This is a genomic window from Peribacillus sp. NPDC096447, from assembly GCF_044762725.1.
In the GTDB taxonomy this organism is placed as follows: Bacteria; Bacillota; Bacilli; order Bacillales; family DSM-1321; genus Peribacillus.
Map to the genome: position 1 here is coordinate 1 of NZ_JBIWEV010000002.1, position 19,618 is coordinate 19,618.

Below are 19,618 nucleotides of genomic sequence, written 5' to 3' on the forward strand. Positions count from 1 at the left end.
AAATCCGTAAATGATGCAAACAAGATTTACAAACATATCGAAGATCGCATTCGCGAATATGCACAAACGAATAATGAAGCGGACGCTACCATCGTGATCGGCGGCGGCGGATTGACGGGCGTCGAGCTAATCGGTGAAATCGTGGATCATTTCCCTAAAATCGCCAAAAAGTTCGGAGTGGACTTCAAGGACTTGAAAATCAAGCTTGTGGAAGCTGGTCCAAAAATCCTTCCGGTCCTGCCTGACCACCTAATCGAACGTGCGATGACAAGCTTGGAAGCACGCGGCGTTGAATTCTTGACAGGTCTGCCTGTAACAGGTGTTAAAGGCAATCAAATCGAATTGAAAGATGGACAAACGATAACGGCCAATACGCTTGTTTGGACAGGCGGAGTTGCGGCTCTTCCTATCGTAGGCGAATCAGGCCTTGAAGTGGATCGCGGCAAAGCAACCGTTAATGAGTATTTGCAATCCAAATCCCATAAAGACGTATTCGTTGTCGGAGACAGTGCCGTTGCTTTCCCTCCAGAAGGCGGCCGTCCATACGCTCCTACTGCTCAAAATGCTTGGCAAATGGGTGAGCTTGTTGGTTACAACCTATTCGCAGCCTTTGAAGGCAAGAAGCTTGAAGCATTTTCACCTGTAAACTCAGGTACACTTGCGAGCCTTGGCCGTAAGGATGCGGTGGCAACGGTTGGGGCCAATAACACGTCCCTTAAAGGCCTTCCTGCTACATTGATGAAAGAAGCAAGTAATGTTCGCTATCTATCACACATCAAAGCCCTATTCAGCTTGGCTTATTAATTTTTAAGATAAAGCACTCATTTAATTTAAAAGGACCATTCATCATTTGGATGAATGGTCCTCTTTTGCAATTAGATGGGCTATATTTATCAAAATCAAATGTTAACCTGGTTGATGCTGAATCTAAGGAAAAATCCCTCAGGTAATTTTGCATTTGTCAAAATCCGGGTTTCTTTTAAGCGTTTATCATTATAAGAGGAGACTTCCATCAATTCTTCATCCATATAAGCAGGATGAGTCATAATCTCCACGCTCGCCCCATCCATTACCTTCCCCTTCAAGTTTTGAAAGTAATCTTCAACCACCATTTCTCCATAAAAATCATCCAGGAATACATCTGTAACGGTTTGTATCCCAGCAAGGTGCGTTCCGGCATTACGCACTGGCAATCCATATTTATCTGACAGCTTTTTAATAACCGGTAGAAATGCTGTGATCCCATGTACATGATGATGGCTGTCAAAATGAGTCGGGAATAGACCAAATTCCAAGAATCTTTCGATTTGTGCTGACCACTCCCTCTCCAATTCGCACAAGGAGATACCGGTAGGATCCCCATAGACCAACCCTTGCTTCTTAAAGAAACCAGATTCATCAACCAAACTCGGAACATCACTCAACAAAGGTTTCCCCCATGTCAGCACTAAGTGTATACCTACCTTCAACGATGGTGTCTTCTTTGCGATTTCAATCGCATGCTCCGTTGCTTTCGCATTCATCATGATTGTTGCCGAATTGACAATTCCATATTTGTGGCTATCCAAAATCCCATAATTCACCGCTTTAGTTAACCCGAAATCATCTGCATTTACAAGGACTTCAATCATGATAAATTATCCTGCAACTCCTTTTTTTCAAAAAACTGCGGCAGATAATCTTTATGTGCCTCCAGCATTTCGTCTAAGATAAGCTTTGCAACCCGGTCACTTGGAACGAGTGGATTGATCGTCATGGCAAGCAACGCAGTATCATAGTCCCCCGAAATTGCAGCTTCAATGGCTACCCTTTCAAAGGATTTGATTTGCTGAATTAATCCGCGGACAGCGACAGGAAGCTCCCCTACATTGATCGGCTTAGGACCATCCTTAGTTATCACGCAACTGGTTTCGATCGCCGAGCCGTAAGGGATGCCTTCAATCGCACCATGGTTGACCGTATTTACCGCTTGAATATCTCGCTTATCCGTATGCATCGAGCAAATCAACCGCACAGCCGCATCGCTGTAGTACGCACCTCCGCGCTCTTCAAGCTGTGGCGGCTTGATAGCCAGATCCTGGTCTTTGTATAGCTCGAATAAACCTGCTTCAAGTCTTTGAACGACCTCTGCACGTGTTTCCCCTTTTTCTGCATCCTTCAATTCTTGGGCCAGCACATCTCCCGTTTTGTAATAATAGTTATGGTATGGACACGGAAACAGGTTTAACGCTCTCAGGAATTCCGGCTCCCAGCCCATTGCATGTATATTCTTCATCGTGACAGCTTTAGCTGGATCCGTAATCAAATTGATGATTTGATCTTTGACACTCTCGCCATCAACGAATACATCCAATCCGTAAACCATATGGTTCAAGCCGGCAAAGTCGATCCGGACTCTTGATGGCTCCACATTCATCAAATCCGCAACACCTCGTTCCATACCAATCGGCACATTGCAAAGTCCGATTATTTTGGAAATATTACTGTGACGCAGAACTGCTTCCGTTACCATTCCTGCAGGATTCGTGAAGTTAATCAGCCATGCTTCCGGACATAATTCCTCCATTTCATGAGCAATATCCAGAATGACGGGAATCGTTCTAAAAGCCTTGAAAAGCCCGCCAGGTCCATTCGTCTCCTGTCCGATCACTCCGTGTTTCAATGGAATCTTTTCATCAAGTGCCCTTGCTGCGAGCTGGCCAACCCGCAGCTGGGTTGTTACATAATCTGCGCCTTTAAGCGCTTTCTTTCTATCTAGCGTGAGGTGGACATCAATATCCACACCAGCCTTTTCAATCATCCTTCTTGCCAAATTCCCGACAATTTCAAGCTTTTCCTTTCCCGCTTCGATGTCCACGAGCCAAATTTCACTTACGGGAAGTTCTTCATGATATTTGATGAAACCTTCGATCAGTTCTGGCGTATAGCTCGATCCTCCGCCAATCGTGACAATCTTCAGCCCCTTGCTCATTCGGCAGTCCTCTCCTTCACAACATTTGCATGTAAGAATTCTTCGCGTAGATCGATCATTTCCATTGCAAGATCCTTTACTGTCATCGCCGTCATTAAATGATCTTGTGCATGCACCAGGATGATGGGAAGATCAAAATGGTCCCCTCCCGCTTCAGCATGGATTAATTGGGTTTGGTATTTATGTGCCTGCAGTAATTCCGTTTCCGCCTCGGCGATTTTCAAACGGGCAGAATCAAAATTCTTTTTCTTTGCTTCCTGCAACGCTTCCATTGCAAAGCTTCTCGCATTCCCGCTATATAAAATCAATTGAAAGGATAGCTGGTATAATTCTTCTTTTTCCATTTTTCATCACTACTTTCTTAAACGCTTAGCGTTTCTGAATCTTTTGTAAGCTTTGTTTCATTTTTGGTGTCTATCTTCACTTGAGCATAAACGAATGGTAAATAAATAGCTGTTGAAATGACTAGATTGATCGCAGCCAAGACCGCTCCAGACACATGCCCGCCTGTGGCCAGGAATCCACCAACAATCGGAGGGGTAACCCATGGAATCTTAGCAACGATCGGGAAAACCATTCCGCTGCTTACCGCGATATAAGAGATCACCGTTGTAATTACCGGGCCGAGAACAAATGGGATGAACCACATTGGATTCAGAACGATAGGCAATCCGAAAAGAATGGGTTCGTTAATCTGGAACACTCCTGGTGCCCCTCCGAGTGCAATCATCTGTTTATACCGTTTTCGGCCGGCAATGATCATTGCAATGATCAGGCCCAATGTTGCACCAGATCCGCCTAAATAAACAAATGCATCCAGGAAAGAACCCGCCAATACCCCGTATTGGTCCATGTCTTTGACGCCTTTTGCATATAAATCAATATTTTTCACACCCGAACTTTCAAAAAGCGGTGTCGTTATCCCACCAAGGATATTGGGTCCATGCAAACCGATCATCCATAATAAATGAACAAGAAATACTAGTAAAATAGCGAATGGCAATGAATCTACTGCACTTTGTAATGGAGATACAATCACTTTACTCAACCAGTCATTCAATACCTGCCCATCCGTAGCTTTACGGAATAGCAGTCCAAATACACCTGCGATAAATATCGTCGCCATACCCGGCACTAACTTTGCAAATGAACGGGCGACCGCTGGGGGTACCCCATCAGGAAGCTTGATGACTAAATATTTCACTCGTGAAAGTCTCACAAAAATTTCAGTGGCAATTAAGGCAACGACAATTCCTGTAAATAGGGCTGTAGCATTAAAATAGTTAACGCTTACAAAACCCCATGCCCCTCCTGTTACATCCTTATCATCGATGGTTAAAGTGACATTGCCGATTTGAGGTAATAATAAGAAGAAACAGGCTGCGGAAACCAGCATCGCTTCAAAACCATCGTCACCGTATGATCGTGCCAATTTATAAGAAATGCCGAATACAGCGAATACCGTCATGAATGCAAAGGTTCCAAACCAAATATCACCGCCGAGCGTATTCCATGCAGGACCGAAGATGGCCTCCATCATTCTTCCGTAAGGCTTGATGACTTGCCCGAGATTATTAAACAGGACGGCGAAGGACCCGATCATTGTAATCGCTATCATTCCAATCAATGCGTCACGAATTGCAAGCAAATGCCGGTTATTTCCCACCTTTACCGCCCCAGGCATAATATACTTATCAATAAAAGTCATCATATCCTTATTCTCCTTTTATTAAAGTAGTGGCTTGTTTTAGTACTTCTTCACCATTACATAGTCCATAGAACATTGGATTGATGGTTGCAACTGGAATACCCTTTTCTTTCCCCGCTTCCTGTAGCTTGGAAAGAAGATATCTAACCTGCGGACCTAATAAAATCACATCGGCCTTATCTATTTCATTGTTCACTTCTGTAGAACCAACCGCCCATATATGACACTCTACCCCTTGTTTTTTTGCACTTTCCTCCATCTTGGTAACTAATAAACTAGTAGACATCCCTGCAGAACAACATAATAAGATATTCATTGAAATTACCCCCCTTTTAATGATTGATTATTCAGTATTTTTAAGTAAGACTAAACCGCATTTTTTATAATCGATGTTACTTTTTTATCACTTCCCTTGGATATGAAATGGGTATTATTGCCTCCATACATACATTGTAGTTACAAATCGAAAAAATATCAACACAATTTTTAATTTGTTACTACAAATTTTCAATTTAAAGTTGATTATTGAACTTATCCGAGATAATCTATATGTATATATTGGGAATGAACATAGGAGGAATCACTGTGGAGACCATGAATAAAGAAGCGGCATTGCATTCCATAGTTAAGGAATCGATTATCGATCTCATAAAAAATGGCGAATATCAACCAAATACAAAATTACCGACCGAGGCTGAATTTTGTAAAATATACGGAGTAAGCAGGACAACAGTTCGCACGGCCTTACAGCAATTGAACGTCGAAGGCTACATTTACCGTGTTCAAGGCAAAGGGACTTTCGTTTCGGAGAATAAAGTGAAGCAATTTCTTACAAGCACGGTTGAAAAATTCTCTGAGCAAGTCACGATGCAAGGAAAAAACCCTTCTACGAAGGTCATTAGCTTAAAGGTGATTGAAGCAAACGCTACCCTTGCCAAGCTTTTCAAACAAAATATTGGAGACCCCGTAAATAAACTGGAACGGATACGTTACGTAAACGACATCCCCCTTCAATATGAAATTGCCTTTCTCCCTTGGTATAAAACACCCGGGCTTAATATCGAAGCCTGCGAAAAATCACTCTTTAAAGTACTTGAGACACAATTCAATTTAAAAGTAAAAAAAACAGTCGAACACTTGGAGTTTTCACTTGCCGACGATTCCATTTCTGACAAATTGGACGTACCGAACGGCTCACCTTGTTTTTCATTGGAAACTTACACATATGAGAATGACGGATCGGTCATTGAATTCTCTAAAACTCTCTTTAGAGCCGATCGTGCGCACTTTGTCATCGAGCGGAACTATTGATTATAAATATATAAAAAAAGAGGGATGCCTAATTAATTAAGGCATCCCAGACAGTAGACAAACTCGATTTTTTTAGGGGTTTGTAAAATTGGAACGTTGAATTCCACTCCAGGCACTTGCTTTCCGCGGGCGGTCCGGGAGCCTCCACGGCGCCTGCGGGGTCTCCCCTGGACGCGCTTTTCCCGCAGGGGTCTCGAACACCCGCTCCAATCAACTTAGTTTTAAAATTTAGATAGAAACCCTTTTGTCGATAAAAGGAGGTTCGGAAGACTTAGTTACCCTTCATGTTTTTTACTTTTTTATGGGTGAAACTTCATTGGATTGAAGAAATTTGCGTCACTCCTGCGGAATAACTGGCTAGCCGAGACCCCACCGCCGCTTGCTTTGATGAGGCTTTGCAGACAGTCGGCGCAAATGGCACGGTAAATTAAGCACCCATCATGGTTCGTTACTCCATTGCACCCAAGCACCTATGAAATATCGCTTGGGGGCTTTTAATATTTGCTTGAATATCACCAAAAAACGAGTATCCATTCAAATTGACAATTGGTATATGACGAATTTCTCAAAAGGATTAGATTCAGTCAAGCCAGGTAACATCACTTCGTTTTTCAATTCGAAGGCGGTTTGATTTTCGAGGAAAAAAATATAATCCTGTGAAGCATAGAATAAAATCAGTTCGATTTGGCGCGGTTCTTTTTCAAAGGAAAGCAATATATTATTGATGATTTTCATGAAAATCTGAACAGAGAACGGATTAAAGAAATAAAAGCGATTGTCTTTCATATCAATATCATATTCTTCCGCCAAACAGCAGCGGAATTCTATATTGCCATTGATGTTTTTCCTTTTCTTCATGTAGCCATTCAGATTTTCGATTGCTTCTTTATAGAAATTTTCATTCATCTCCACGCCGACCACAGATGATTGATATAAATGATGGATGAAAAAATTCAAGCGTCCTTTACCGCATCCAAAATCCACGATGCGATCATTTCTTTTCAGTGCATATTTTTTGAATAAATGTTCTAATGCGCTGTATGGCGTAGGTTCGTATCGGTGATAATGCAAAGAATCATTGAAGTTTTTTTGTTCACCTTCCGTTTTGATGTTCAGCATTTCGTCATAATTCGTTTCTTCCATTGTTAATGCACCTGCTTCATGGTTTTTCAATAAAGGGATTCCTAACTAAAAACCCCGGAAAAGGTTGATCTAATCCAGGGTAAGGTTTTGTTTTAGGAATGTCCAGACAATTAATTGGATTTTGCTTTAGTTACATAATCATTAAAATCAGAGATGCTTGGGTTGGCCATATAATGACCGCCTTCCACTTGGATCGTCTGACCTGTAATGAATTTGGACTCATCGGATGCAAGGAATAGAACGGTATAACCGATATCATCCGCTACACCATGATATGGCAATGCATTAAATTTGGCAAAAATATCGAGTACGGCCGGAGGCATATTATTTTTCGCTGCAGGAGTTAAAATAAGACCTGGTGCCACTCCATTACATCGAATATGATCTTTACCATACTGTGCAGCGATATAACGGGTCAAATTCACTACCCCCGCTTTGGATGCACCATATGCAGATCGTACGGAGTCACCTGTAAAACCAGCCATGGAGGCCGTATTGATAATCGAACCTCCTCCCGCTTTAATCATGTGAGGAATCGCAAACCTGCTTCCCAATAGCACACTTTTTAAATTCACATCCATAAGTCGGTCCCATTCTTCCAAATCTAAATTCACGACATCCAGATCTTTATCCAGGTTAGTTAAACCCACATTATTAACAAGTACCGTAACCGTTCCATATTGTTCAATGGTAAAGTCGACTGCTGCCTGGATGGAATCTGCTTGCCCAGCATCCAAGAATACTCCAGCCGCTTCCCCACCTTGTTTTTTAATGTTTTCAGCCGCTTCTTTCGCTCCTGTTTCGTTAAAATCAGCAATCACGACTTTTGCGCCTTCTTTAGCCAATAGTGTGGATATGGATAACCCTATACCTGAAGCTCCACCAGTCACTAATGCTACTTTACCTTGTACTCTTCCCATAATAATCCACCTGCTTTTCAAAATATGAATATTTTTGCTTTATTAATCATGACTAACGGTACAAGAATAAAACATATATAAAGTTGTTACAAATAATTATACTCAAAGTTCACTTTCGTAAATATGTAGATTAATAAAATGTCGTAACCATGAAAATTTTTGATTTACCAAATTTAAAACAGAAAAAAGCTGAAGCATCAAAAAGTGCTTCAGCTTTTTTCATTTTTCTTCTTCATCATTCCATATGATCCAATCATGAGCCTCTAGAATTTCCAGGAATTTCATCAACCTCGGTAAGGCTGGTTCTGCTTCCTCACCAAAATGTTCACTCATCGCTTCAGAAATCTGATTTACATTGCTTTGGAACTCCATCTGTTTAATGGCATATGCCCCAAACTTATCAAGCTTGATTTTACGGACTGATGGTTGTTTAAAGAAACGAATTGTAATTCGTTCCATAAAATTGGTCCTTTGAATGACTAAAAAAGTTGCTTCCGAAGATTCTTGTACCATAGTGACGCGTTTTTCCAAAAGGGGAACCATGGTTAACAGGTTCCTCTTTTTTGATTGGCGTTTACGAAGCATCTTCTTTTTTCCCTTTGCTGGATACGAACCATAGCAATCCAGCTAGAGCAAGGAATAGTAGGAAAGGTAGCAAATTGCTGGCTAATTTAGCCGCAGCCGGAACTTGGACACCAGCTGCGATCAATATGGCAATAAGTACACCAATCAATGATTCACCCGCTATTAAACCAGAGGCAAATAATACACCTCTATCAACCCGTGCTTTAAGCGCTTCTTTTGTTTTCGAGAAAAACTCAACGAAGAAACGAATAAATCCACCTATCATGATTGGGGCACTAGTATGGACCGGCAAGTAAATGCCGACAGCAACAACAAGTGAATTTAGACCGAAAAATTCTAATGTGATCGAAATGGCCGCACCGATAAAGATGAGTGTCCAAGGTAAATCTCCTCCAAGAACACCTTCAGCAAGTATTTTCATTAGTGCCGCTTTAGGTGCAGGCAGTTCTGCAGATCCCATTGTATATGCGTTATCCATCAGAACCAGGATAAAACCAATGACAGAAGCTGACGCAACAACACCGATCATCATGGCAACTTGTTGTTTCCATGGTGTTCCGCCGACGATATATCCTGTTTTTAGATCTTGAGAAACATCACCTGAAACCGCCAGAGCCGTACAAATGATTGCAGCGACGGTTAAAGCGGCTACCATTCCCGTCGTACCAGTAAAACCAGTAGCTTTATAGACAATCGCTACAATCAATAGTGTGGCTATCGTCATTCCTGAAACTGGGGAAGAAGAACTTCCGACGATCCCAACAACCCTTGAAGCCACTGTCACGAATAAAAACCCAAAAATCGCAATTGCAATCGCACCGATGATTCCTACATCTGTGATAGGTGTGAAAGCAATGATTAAAATAACGATGATCGTCCCCAGCCAAACGTATTTAGCCGGTATGTCTTGTTCTGTACGGATCGAACCTGATTTTAGTTGCCCTTTATTGGCTTTTACACCTTTAAGAGTATCGAAAACTGAACTGAAAAGTATTGGTAATGTTTTGATCAATGTGATCAATCCGCCAGTTGCAACGGCACCAGCACCAATGTAGCGTATATAATTATCCCAAATTCCCCATGCATCCAATTCACCGATCGGTACATCAGAAGGGAAAATGGCTGTTCCATTGCTTCCGCCAAAAAAGCTGATGGCCGGTATAAGAACGACCCAGGCTAATAACCCCCCACCTAGCATTTGTCCTGCAACACGCGGTCCAATAATATAACCTACACCCAAAAGGGAAGGAAAGGCATCAAGACCAACCACTGCATTTTTAAAATTCGTGATTCCTGTTTCAACCTCTGTCTTGAAAAGCTTAAACCCATCACCAAGCCCTTTAACCACACCGCCAATAACCAAACCGGCTCCGATTAGCTTAGCGCTTGTACCACCCTTTTCTCCTGACTTCAGGACCTCGGCACATGCCGTACCTTCAGGATAAGGTAATGTTTCATGTTCCCTTACAATCAAAAGCTGGCGAAGGGGAACCATCATGAAGACCCCTAAAAATCCCCCAGTTAATACAACGAAAATGATGAATGCTTGACTCACGTCCATGTCCCACATGAATAATGCTGGAATGGTAAATACAGCACCGGCACCAATAGCCTCACCTGCCGTGGTCATCGTTTGCACAATATTGTTTTCTAATATTGAATCCCTGCGAAAAACCCCTCTTAATATAGCCATTGAAATTACCGCCGCGGGTATTGAAGCAGAGACAGTTAAACCAATAAGTAGGCCTAAGTATGCATTTGCCGCCCCGAATACGATTGCAAGAATGATCCCTAGAATGATTGCAGTTGCAGTCATTTCCGGTAGAGATTTAGATGCAGAGACGTACGGGACGAATTTACTCTCTTTCGAATTGTTCGACAATTTAGCCACTTCCTATGTTAAACTTTAAAATCACAGAGAACATTATATCACTGTAATTTAAAGTCATGCAATGGGAAAATTACGCTTATCAAAAGTTTGATTATATCAAAAATTTAGTTTAGTAGATTCGGTTTTAAAATATATAAAAATAATATTGATATAATAACCATAGCTAATACGTTACACGAAGTCACTGCCTATCATTCATTCAATGACAGTATCATCAATACTCCTTATTAGCTCCATAGGCAAATAACCCACTGGGTTATTGCACATTAAAATGAGATCTAACATATCCTGAAAAATCAAGTCTTAAAAAAGGAATGATAAATTCATGGTCTCCTATATGGACTATACTTCACCATCCACACAATACTTTTTCGATATTAATAAAAGCAATTTAATGAAAAAAGACAATCAAAACTATATAAATGTATTAGGTATCAAACAATTGAACACACTCGAAAATGTTTCATTATTAGATATTTACCTTAGTACAGACAATGTCGTAGAACCGCATTATCACCAAAATGCAGCAGAGCTCGTGTATTGCATTTCTGGAGCGGCAACCGTTTCATTACTGAATCCTTTTACAAAGCAAATACAAAATTATCCCATTAAACCAGGTCAAGTAGCCAACGTCCCACAAGGTTGGTGGCATTATGAAGTGGCTAATACGGATAATACTCATTTGCTCGCCATTTTTAATGCACCAACACCTGAGGTGATCCTCGGTTCGGATATCTTGAAATTGACGCCTGCAAAAATTATGGCACATACTTATTGCATGGATGAAAACCAATGGAAAAAAGCAATTGCACCTGTTCAGCCATCAACATTCATCGGTCCGCCAGCCAACTGCCATCGAGCGGCCGAAGAAGACATGCAGCAATATCCTCAATATATTAATCACTATGATAACCAAATGTACACTGCCCCGGCATACAACTATCATTACCAGCCCAATCCCCCATATTATTATTGAAGATAACGTTGGGAAGCAGTTTACCTGATCAAGGCCTATACCTATTCATGGATGCATCTATAAATCGAAAAAAGCAATGGAGAACCCCATTACATTAGGGTTCTCCATTGCTTTTAATTACATGATCCGCTTAAACATTTTCTCCATTTCATAAATGGAATAAGAGATGATGATAGGTCTTCCATGAGGGCATGTGAAGGGATCGGTTGTGCGCCTTAGTTCATCCAAAAGTGCTTGGATTTCATCATTGCGCAGATGACGGTTTGCCTTTATGGAGGCTTTACAACTCATCATGATAGCTGCTTCTTCGCGCAATTTTTTGATGTCGACCTTTTTCATCGAGAGCAATTGTTCAATCATTTCTTCAAGGATTTCCTGTTCAATTCCTTTAGGGAACCATTGTGGATGCGATCGGACAATATAGGCGTTGTAGCCAAACTCCTCTAAATAGACGCCGACTTTTTCCAACTCATGCCGATATTCATTTATCCGGATACATTGGTCTGTTGAAAATTCAAGGGTGATGGGAACCAGCATTTCCTGTAGCTCTTTTTCAACACGTCCGACCTTCTCTTTAAAATATTCGTATTTAATCCGTTCCTGGGCAGCATGCTGGTCTATGATATATAAACCTTTTTCGTTTTGGGCGAAAATATATGTTCCATGCATTTGCCCAATCGGGTACACGGGAGGGATGCGGTTAGCATGTTCATTCGCCTCGATTTCTTCCTCTTGTTCGACAGTGTAGGTTGTATACTTTTCAGCTGACTCGAAATATGGTTTGCTTTTATCAACTTGTAAGACCGGTACATAGACATCTTCCATTTGCTGCTGTTCATTGCTATAGATTATTTCCTTTATTGGTTCAAAATTGAAATCTTCATTATGATCACCATAACTCTTTTGTTCCTGCTTTTCCCGAATCAAGGTATCCTTCAAGAGTGTAGCTTCTTTCTTGGCTTCTTCAAGGACCCGCTTGCCGCTTTCCACAACATGGTCCAATTCCAGAGTAGTTTGCTCACTTTTCACCTGTTCCGGCTTTGCTGTAGGTGTATATCCACTTGGAATTAGAGACATCTTTTTAAACGAAGATTTGATCGTTTCCGATACAAGACTGAACAATTCCTGTTCCTTGCTGAGCCTTACCTCCATTTTGGACGGATGTACATTGACATCGACAAGAATCGGGTCCATTTCAATATTCAACAAAGCAATTGGAAAACGCCCAATAGGTAGAAGTGTATGGTAACCATCCAGGATTGCTTTCACGAGCGCATAGTTTTTAATGAAGCGGCCGTTTATCATGGTTGAAATATAATTCCTTGAAGCCCGGGTGACTTCGGGCATGACGATATATCCGGATAATTTGAAGTCCAGGGAGCTTGCCTGAACCGGAATCATCTTTTTGGCAATATTCGTCCCATAGATTGCGGCTAGCACCTGCCTGACATCGCCGTTACCATTCGTATGCAGGATACGCTTCTCATTGTGTGTTAACCGTATAGAAACATCCGGGTGCGAAAGTGCGAGCCTGTTAGCGACATCCGTAATATTTCCTAGCTCGGTATGAATGGTTTTCATATACTTCAACCTTGCAGGAGTATTGTAAAACAAGTCGGAAACAAGGATATCCGTTCCTTTACGGCTGGATGAAGCCTCAAGTTCCTTAACCATGCCGCCTTCAAGAAGTATGCGCGTTCCTACACCTTCGCCAGTGCTGCTTTTCATTTCAAAACGGGAAACTGAAGCAATACTGGGCATTGCTTCACCGCGGAAGCCGAGTGTTCGGATTCTGAAGAGATCATTTTCATCTTTTATTTTACTTGTGGCGTGACGTTTAAATGCCGCTTCTATGTCATCAGCCAAAATCCCATCGCCATTATCCACGATCCTAATGGAACCAAGTCCAGCCTCCACCAATTCAATCTCTATAATGGTACTGTTTGCATCTATTGCGTTTTCCACAAGTTCCTTAACGACTGAGGCTGGGCGTTCAACAACTTCGCCAGCTGCGATTTTATTAGATAAAGCCTCGTCGAGCTGTTTGATTTTCCCCATTTTTATCGCCTCGCTTTATTATCTCATTTAAGTTTCTTTTGTAATTTATAAAGGGTATTCATCGCCTCAAGCGGCGTCATTTCAAGGATATCCAGTGATTTTATGTCATCGAGCACCTTTTTTTCCTTAGGCGAGGAATTCACTTTTCCTTTAGGAGTCTCTTCCCCAAAGAAGGAAAGCTGTGCCTCATTGACGGATGTTACTTGGGCGACTTCGGCAATAGGTGCTTTTACAGCAGAAGGCTGTTCAGGAATCTCCTTTGCCTGTCCATTTTCATTTTCCAGCTGCGCTAAAATTGCGGCCGCCCGATCTATTAACTGCTCCGGTAAATCAGCTAGCTTTGCAACGTGAATTCCATAACTTTTATCTGCTGGACCTTCTTTAATTTTATGAAGGAAAACGACATTTCCATTTTGCTCAATGGCACTGACATGGATATTTTTTAATTTTGGCAGTTCCGCTGCCAGCACTGTCAATTCGTGATAATGAGTCGAAAAGAGAGTCTTTGCCCCAATTTCCTCATGAATATATTCAATGATGGCCTGGGCAAGCGCCATCCCATCGTAAGTTGATGTTCCCCGCCCGATCTCATCAAATAATATCAAACTGTTTTCTGTCGCATTCATGATGGCATTTCTTGCTTCAAGCATCTCGACCATGAATGTACTTTGGCCGGAAATCAAATCATCTGCCGCGCCGATCCTAGTAAACACCTTATCAAAAATAGGCAATTCAGCTATACTTGCGGATACGAAGCATCCAATTTGCGCTAGAATCGATGTTAGCGCTATCTGACGCATATACGTACTTTTACCCGACATATTCGGCCCTGTAATCAAGAGTAACTCCCGGTCTCCATCCATGAAGCAGTCATTGGGGACATATTCCTGTGATTGAAGGACTTTCTCGACCACTGGATGCCGGCCTTCCTTCAGTACGATTCTTCGATCATCAGAAAAGACAGGCTTCACATAATGGCGTTCTTCGCTAATCGTCGCAAAGCACTGCAAGACATCCAGTTCACTGACACCTTTCGCTAAATCCTGTAAGCGCGGGATATAGCTTTTGACCTCTTCACGAAGATTGAGGAATAGGCCATATTCCAAACTGATGCTTTTTTCTTCTGCTTGTAAAATCAAAGCTTCCTTTTCTTTCAACTCAGGTGTGATATAACGTTCGGCATTCGTTAAAGTTTGCTTCCGTTCATAACGGCCTTCTTCAAGCAGATGCAAATTGGCTCGTGTGACTTCAATATAATAGCCAAAAACACGATTATATCCGATTTTCAATGATTTGATCCCTGTGCGTTCCCGCTCTTCCCGTTCAAGCTGTGCAATCCAAGTTTTCCCGTTTCTGCTGGCATCCCTGTATGTATCCAGCTCCTTATGGAAACCGTCCTGAATGATATTTCCTTCCTTCACGGACAATGGCGGGTTTTCTACAAGCGCCGTTTCAAGCAAATCCGTCACTTCTTCGCAAGGATCCAATTTATCGGCCAGAATTGAAATATCCTGATTTGAAGCCATTGACTTCACGATTTCACGAATGATTGGCACCTGTTGCAATGAACGTTTCAGTTGAATCAAGTCCCGAGCGTTTACATTCCCGAAGGCCACCCTTCCGGCAAGCCGCTCCAAGTCGTACACTTCCTTCAGGCGTTCACGTAAGTCCTGCCGTTCGAAGTATTGATTTTTCAGGGTTTCAACAAGGCTTTGTCTCCGCTCGATCTGTTTTTTATTAATGAGCGGTCTATCAATCCATTGTTTCAACATTCTTCCGCCCATGGCTGTTTTCGTTTCATCAAGCAGCCATAATAATGAGCCTTTTTTACCTTTGGAACGAATGGTTTCAGTTAATTCCAAATTACGTTTGCTATAATAATCAATTTTCATATATTGAGATGTTTCATATGCAAGCACTGGCTGTAAATGATCCAGGCTGCGTTTTTGGGTACGGTATAGATAATTCAATAAACGTGAAGTCGTTATCGCCAGTTTCTGGTCTTTTAACAGATGAAGCAGTGCAACGAATGACTCGCTTTGATCCAAATTATTCTCTAGGGATAGAGCGGCAGCGCCCCGTTCTTGCAGCTTTTTTTTCCATTCTTCATTGAAATCCTCGGCAATGACCACTTCACTCGCACCAAGGATGGCAAATTCATTCAGAACTTCCTCGAAACTCTCAATAAGAGTGACCTTATTTTCCCCTGTCGATAAATCATTGTATCCAAAGCCAAACTGACCATCCGTGAAATAAGTGATCGTGGCAATATAATTATTTTCCTTTTCACGAAGACCCTTACTATCCATTTTCGTTCCCGGGGTAATCAGCTGAACAACTTCCCTGCGTACCACGCCTTTGGCTTGCTTCGGATCTTCGGTTTGTTCACAAATAGCTACTTTAAAACCTTTTTCTATCAATATATCAATATAATTAGCAGCCGAGTGATACGGAATGCCGCACATCGGAATTCGCTCTTCACTACCGCCTTCTCGGCTTGTTAATGTGATTTCGAGCTCTTGAGATGCATTCAGCGCATCGTCAAAAAACATTTCATAAAAATCGCCTAAACGAAAAAATAAAAAGGCATCCTGATACTCTGCCTTAATTTTTATATATTGCTGTATCATCGGAGTATATCCAGCCATTCCTTCAAAACCTTTCCAAACTAAAATCTATTACACATTTATGTCCTTCATTATAACATACGGGAAAGCAACATTGCCTGTATTCGAAATTGCATGGTAAATCAATTATCCTTTAAATTGTGAGCTAGCTGTATCTGCAAAGCCATACGCACGGATATAGTAACATTGCATCCCTATTTTTTTCTCATAGCCAGTCCTGCAAGGGACTTGTCCCGCTTCAAATTAAATAAAACCGGATGAAGGGAATGTCATCCGGTATTAATTTCTATATTCTATTCGTCTTCGAATTCATCAAGGAAATCCGGATCTAAATCTTCGAAATCCTCATCATCGAAATCAGAGCCCCAGTCATCCTCACAGCGGCCATCTGGACTTACAGCGACACAAATTTTCGTTTCGCCGACGACTTCCACAAAGAATTCCCTTTCCACATGGACAATGATTTTTTGTCCACATGGGGAGATGCAAGCTTCTAAACAATTCGGCTGTTGGACAGCTTTTGCAACGATTTCATGGTCATCAAGACAATCGGGATCACGGTATTTCAGCGAAATAACGTCGGTATATTGCACTTTTTCAGTTACAACTTCCGTCTTCGAATTTTGGTTATAGGAATACCAGACGTTGATTTCGTAGCTGCCGTGAATTTCTACCTTTTTGCCGACTTTCTTTGCATCGTATTTATGGTTGATGATCCAACAACCTAGAATGCTAGAAGGATGATGAGCCGGGCAAATGGTGTGAGAGGACTTTGTGAATTTGCGTCCTTTTGCCACCACCGCTTTAGTAATTATCTCTCTATATTGTGACATGCTAGCGAACCCTCCTCATACAGTTTCCATTCATCCTATGCGTGGTAAAAGTCTAGTGTGCGTAGAATTTTAATTGTTTGAAAACTGCTGTAATGTTTTAAACCTAGGTTATTTTATGCGCATGTTTTGGGATATGTGTCACGAATGGGCACTGTATAAGGATTTCCGCATCTAAAAAAGCCCTTCTGAAATCAGAAGGGCTTTTTTAATATTCATGAACAGCTTCCGCCGCCTGCTTGTACCTTTGAACCTGTCTCACCGCGAAGGACGTCTCCTTCAGTCGATTCAATAATCAGGTCCGTCACCTTATTCGATACCTGTGATGAAACCATTTGTAAAAGGTCATTTACATCCACTTGCGATTGTTTGAATTCTTGCACGATCGGAAGTTCATCCAATTGTTTTTCCAGAGCATCAATTTTGGCCTGGACTTGACTGTATGCTTTTTCTTTGCCGTAATGCTGGAAGTTTACTGCCTGTTTTTGTAAGCTCTTGATGCTGGCGATCATTTCACGGATTTTTTGGTTTTCATTGATATGAGCTTCTGCCCGTTTAAAGAAATCGACTTCTTCCGTGCTTGCGATCATTTCAGCAAGCTCGGCAGCTTTGTTCAGAATGTCATCTTTAGTATATTTCGTCATATTACTCCACCTCAATCGCCGTTGCTTCTTCAACCATATCCCCATTCAGTGACCATGTTTTCGTTCCGGTGATTTTCACTTTTACGATTTGGCCAATAGCGGATTTTGGTCCTTTGAAGTTCACGAGCTTATTTTTCGTTGTATAACCTGCTAATACTTCCGCATTCTTCTTGCTTTCGCCTTCAACGAGCACTTCAACAATCTGCCCATCATACTCCTTCATTTTCAATGCACACGTTTCATTGACAAGGGCGTTCAAGCGTTGCAGACGTTCCTTTTTCACTTCCATCGGTACATTATCCTGCATTTTCGCAGCCGGTGTTCCCTCACGTGGTGAATAGATGTAAGTATATGCCGCATCGAAACCAACTTCACGGTATAAAGACATCGTTTCTTCAAAGTGCTCTTCCGTTTCATTCGGATAACCTACAATGATGTCAGTGGTTAGCGATACATTTGGGATAGCTTCCTTGATTTTTTTTACTAGCTCTAAATATTGTTCACGTGTATATTTACGGGCCATGATTTTAAGTGTGTCCGTACTTCCCGATTGAACTGGAAGATGGATATGGTCAACGAGATTACCGCCTTTAGCCAATACTTCAATCAAGTGATCATCGAAATCACGGGGATGGCTTGTCGTAAAACGAATACGGGGAATATCGATTTTGCGGATTTCATCCATCAAATCACCGAAACGGTATTCGATATCCGTAAAATCTTTACCATAAGCATTCACATTCTGTCCAAGCAGGGTTATTTCCTTGTAACCCTGTGCCGCTAAATGACGGACTTCCTGTATGATATCTCCAGGCCTGCGGCTTCTTTCTTTCCCTCTTGTGTACGGTACGATGCAGTATGTACAAAACTTATCGCAGCCATACATGATATTGACCCATGCCTTCGTTTTTCCTTTACGCACTTTCGGAAGGTTCTCGATTACATCACCTTCTTTAGACCAAACCTCAATGACCATTTCCTTGGAAAGATAAGCTTCATTAAGAATTTGCGGCAGTCGGTGGATATTATGCGTTCCGAAAATCATATCTACAAAATGGTGCTTCTCTAGAATCCGCTTTACAACTGACTCCTCTTGTGACATACAACCGCAAACCCCAAGCAATAGATCCGGCTTTTCCAATTTCAATGATTTTAAATGCCCCAATTCACCGAACACTTTATTCTCTGCGCCTTCCCGAATCGCACAAGTGTTAAGTAAAATGACGTTAGCATCATCCACCGTGTCTGTCGGCTGATAACCAAGTGCCATAAAGATGCCCGCCATGACTTCTGTATCATGTTCGTTCATTTGACAGCCATAAGTACGAATGTAAAACTTTTTACCTTCTCCCATTCCACGGAAACCTTCAGGAATGGCAAAGTCATCATGATATTCTACTTCTTCTTTTCCTCGCTTTTTCGCATCTTTTAAGGAAGGCGGAATATAAACGGCTTGAAAGTACTTACTGAAGTCCTTTTCGGATTTTTTGTCCGCTGGATTCTCAGCCTGTACTTGTTGTGATTCTAATCGTTGTTTCTCGTTCATGGTTAATCTCCTTTCAAAATAGTTAGTTTATTTCTTTCACCAACTATTTCAAGACCTATCTTCTAATGGTTTTATACGGATTCCTTTTTAGGAATTACCAGTAAATATTTGCTTTTAAGTGTGATATATCCACATTATTATAGTATAAAGCTTTTAACAGCAAGAAACAATCATTCTGTCATGGCTTCTTGAATTGTAAGAAATTTTTCACAAATACGGAAAATAAGAACATGAAAGAAGAGGCTAAGACGAAATTAGCCCCTTCTTATTAAAATGATAGGATGATACTATTCCTCACAGCTATTTCAAATGCAGACCATGCAATTCACTCTTGAATTTGAGCGATTTACTCGTGTATATGGGCACTTTACTCGTGAGTTTAGGCACTTTACTCGTGAGTTTGGGCAC

17 protein-coding genes are annotated in these 19,618 nt (G+C 41.5%); 3 read left to right on the forward strand and 14 right to left on the reverse strand.

The features are described 5' to 3' along the window. Positions 1-804: NAD(P)/FAD-dependent oxidoreductase (locus ACIQZD_RS06845; protein ID WP_402900054.1), on the forward strand; the 804-nt coding region annotated here is incomplete at its 5' end. Positions 805-899: 95 nt separating this feature from the next. Here the strand turns inward: ACIQZD_RS06845 and chbG are convergent. Genes chbG through ACIQZD_RS06870 form a run of 5 tightly spaced genes read right to left on the reverse strand, consistent with a single transcriptional unit; the run spans position 900 to position 4,995 of the window. Continuing rightward, a complete protein-coding gene (chbG, locus tag ACIQZD_RS06850; protein ID WP_402900057.1) occupies positions 900-1,631 on the reverse strand; it encodes a chitin disaccharide deacetylase in 732 nt (243 codons plus the stop codon). Further along, a complete protein-coding gene (locus ACIQZD_RS06855) occupies positions 1,628-2,971 on the reverse strand; it encodes a 6-phospho-beta-glucosidase (RefSeq protein WP_402900060.1) in 1,344 nt (447 codons plus the stop codon). Before ACIQZD_RS06855 ends, chbG begins: the two co-directional genes overlap by 4 nt. Then, positions 2,968-3,315: a PTS sugar transporter subunit IIA gene (locus tag ACIQZD_RS06860; protein WP_289317078.1), complete on the reverse strand. Its 348-nt coding sequence runs from the start codon at positions 3,313-3,315 to the stop codon at positions 2,968-2,970. Before ACIQZD_RS06860 ends, ACIQZD_RS06855 begins: the two co-directional genes overlap by 4 nt. Positions 3,316-3,332: 17 nt before the next feature. Then, positions 3,333-4,682 carry a PTS sugar transporter subunit IIC gene (locus tag ACIQZD_RS06865; protein WP_402900065.1) on the reverse strand — a complete coding sequence of 450 codons (1,350 nt, stop codon included), beginning with the start codon at positions 4,680-4,682 and terminating at the stop codon, positions 3,333-3,335. A 4-nt stretch (positions 4,683-4,686) separates the two neighbouring features. Next, entirely contained in the window at positions 4,687-4,995 is a 309-nt protein-coding gene (locus tag ACIQZD_RS06870; protein ID WP_048684685.1) for a PTS sugar transporter subunit IIB, read from the reverse strand. Between the two features lie 278 nt (positions 4,996-5,273). Between ACIQZD_RS06870 and ACIQZD_RS06875 the strand changes: the two genes are divergently transcribed. Continuing rightward, entirely contained in the window at positions 5,274-5,990 is a 717-nt protein-coding gene (locus ACIQZD_RS06875; RefSeq protein WP_402901988.1) for a GntR family transcriptional regulator, read from the forward strand. 534 nt (positions 5,991-6,524) lie between these two features. On the opposite strand, the gene ACIQZD_RS06880 is transcribed toward ACIQZD_RS06875, so the two are convergent. The 4 genes from ACIQZD_RS06880 to ACIQZD_RS06895 form a co-directional block, all read right to left on the reverse strand. Next, positions 6,525-7,133 (reverse strand): SAM-dependent methyltransferase, encoded by a 609-nt coding sequence (locus tag ACIQZD_RS06880; protein WP_402901991.1) that lies wholly within the window; start codon positions 7,131-7,133, stop codon positions 6,525-6,527. 110 nt (positions 7,134-7,243) lie between these two features. Continuing rightward, a complete protein-coding gene (locus ACIQZD_RS06885; RefSeq protein ID WP_402900069.1) occupies positions 7,244-8,053 on the reverse strand; it encodes an SDR family NAD(P)-dependent oxidoreductase in 810 nt (269 codons plus the stop codon). Between the two features lie 219 nt (positions 8,054-8,272). Continuing rightward, on the reverse strand, positions 8,273-8,638 hold the full coding sequence (locus ACIQZD_RS06890) for a PqqD family protein (RefSeq protein ID WP_402900072.1): 366 nt from the start codon (positions 8,636-8,638) through the stop codon (positions 8,273-8,275). Further along, positions 8,628-10,520, reverse strand: a complete 1,893-nt coding sequence (locus ACIQZD_RS06895) for an OPT family oligopeptide transporter (protein WP_402900077.1) — start codon at positions 10,518-10,520, stop codon at positions 8,628-8,630. Before ACIQZD_RS06895 ends, ACIQZD_RS06890 begins: the two co-directional genes overlap by 11 nt. Before the next feature lie 334 nt (positions 10,521-10,854). On the opposite strand from ACIQZD_RS06895, the gene ACIQZD_RS06900 reads away from it, so the two are divergent. Next, positions 10,855-11,505: a cupin domain-containing protein gene (locus ACIQZD_RS06900; RefSeq protein WP_402900082.1), complete on the forward strand. Its 651-nt coding sequence runs from the start codon at positions 10,855-10,857 to the stop codon at positions 11,503-11,505. 117 nt (positions 11,506-11,622) lie between these two features. On the opposite strand, the gene mutL is transcribed toward ACIQZD_RS06900, so the two are convergent. The 5 genes from mutL to miaB all read right to left on the reverse strand — a co-directional run bounded on the left by mutL (position 11,623) and on the right by miaB (position 19,210). Beyond that, the gene (mutL, locus tag ACIQZD_RS06905) at positions 11,623-13,563 is read right to left on the reverse strand and encodes a DNA mismatch repair endonuclease MutL (protein ID WP_402900085.1); all 1,941 of its coding nucleotides are present in this window, start codon (positions 13,561-13,563) and stop codon (positions 11,623-11,625) included. A gap of 23 nt (positions 13,564-13,586) precedes the next feature. Continuing rightward, positions 13,587-16,211 (reverse strand): DNA mismatch repair protein MutS, encoded by a 2,625-nt coding sequence (gene mutS, locus ACIQZD_RS06910; RefSeq protein WP_402900088.1) that lies wholly within the window; start codon positions 16,209-16,211, stop codon positions 13,587-13,589. 272 nt (positions 16,212-16,483) lie between these two features. Beyond that, the gene (locus tag ACIQZD_RS06915) at positions 16,484-17,023 is read right to left on the reverse strand and encodes an outer spore coat protein CotE (protein WP_034313495.1); all 540 of its coding nucleotides are present in this window, start codon (positions 17,021-17,023) and stop codon (positions 16,484-16,486) included. Positions 17,024-17,235: 212 nt separating this feature from the next. Then, entirely contained in the window at positions 17,236-17,664 is a 429-nt protein-coding gene (locus tag ACIQZD_RS06920) for a YlbF/YmcA family competence regulator (protein ID WP_101224709.1), read from the reverse strand. Between the two features lies 1 nt (position 17,665). After that, positions 17,666-19,210, reverse strand: a complete 1,545-nt coding sequence (gene miaB / locus ACIQZD_RS06925) for a tRNA (N6-isopentenyl adenosine(37)-C2)-methylthiotransferase MiaB (protein ID WP_402900092.1) — start codon at positions 19,208-19,210, stop codon at positions 17,666-17,668. Positions 19,211-19,618: the final 408 nt, after the last annotated feature.

Coding starts and splice junctions, on each gene's coding strand:
- chbG (WP_402900057.1), bottom strand. CDS start 1,631: ATGATTGAAGTCCTTGTAAATGCAGATGATTTCGGGTTAACTAAAGCG.
- ACIQZD_RS06855 (WP_402900060.1), bottom strand. CDS start 2,971: ATGAGCAAGGGGCTGAAGATTGTCACGATTGGCGGAGGATCGAGCTAT.
- ACIQZD_RS06860 (WP_289317078.1), bottom strand. CDS start 3,315: ATGGAAAAAGAAGAATTATACCAGCTATCCTTTCAATTGATTTTATAT.
- ACIQZD_RS06865 (WP_402900065.1), bottom strand. CDS start 4,682: ATGATGACTTTTATTGATAAGTATATTATGCCTGGGGCGGTAAAGGTG.
- ACIQZD_RS06870 (WP_048684685.1), bottom strand. CDS start 4,995: ATGAATATCTTATTATGTTGTTCTGCAGGGATGTCTACTAGTTTATTA.
- ACIQZD_RS06875 (WP_402901988.1), top strand. CDS start 5,274: ATGAATAAAGAAGCGGCATTGCATTCCATAGTTAAGGAATCGATTATC.
- ACIQZD_RS06880 (WP_402901991.1), bottom strand. CDS start 7,133: ATGGAAGAAACGAATTATGACGAAATGCTGAACATCAAAACGGAAGGT.
- ACIQZD_RS06885 (WP_402900069.1), bottom strand. CDS start 8,053: ATGGGAAGAGTACAAGGTAAAGTAGCATTAGTGACTGGTGGAGCTTCA.
- ACIQZD_RS06890 (WP_402900072.1), bottom strand. CDS start 8,638: ATGCTTCGTAAACGCCAATCAAAAAAGAGGAACCTGTTAACCATGGTT.
- ACIQZD_RS06900 (WP_402900082.1), top strand. CDS start 10,855: ATGGTCTCCTATATGGACTATACTTCACCATCCACACAATACTTTTTC.
- mutL (WP_402900085.1), bottom strand. CDS start 13,563: ATGGGGAAAATCAAACAGCTCGACGAGGCTTTATCTAATAAAATCGCA.
- mutS (WP_402900088.1), bottom strand. CDS start 16,211: ATGGCTGGATATACTCCGATGATACAGCAATATATAAAAATTAAGGCA.
- ACIQZD_RS06915 (WP_034313495.1), bottom strand. CDS start 17,023: ATGTCACAATATAGAGAGATAATTACTAAAGCGGTGGTGGCAAAAGGA.
- ACIQZD_RS06920 (WP_101224709.1), bottom strand. CDS start 17,664: ATGACGAAATATACTAAAGATGACATTCTGAACAAAGCTGCCGAGCTT.
- miaB (WP_402900092.1), bottom strand. CDS start 19,210: ATGAACGAGAAACAACGATTAGAATCACAACAAGTACAGGCTGAGAAT.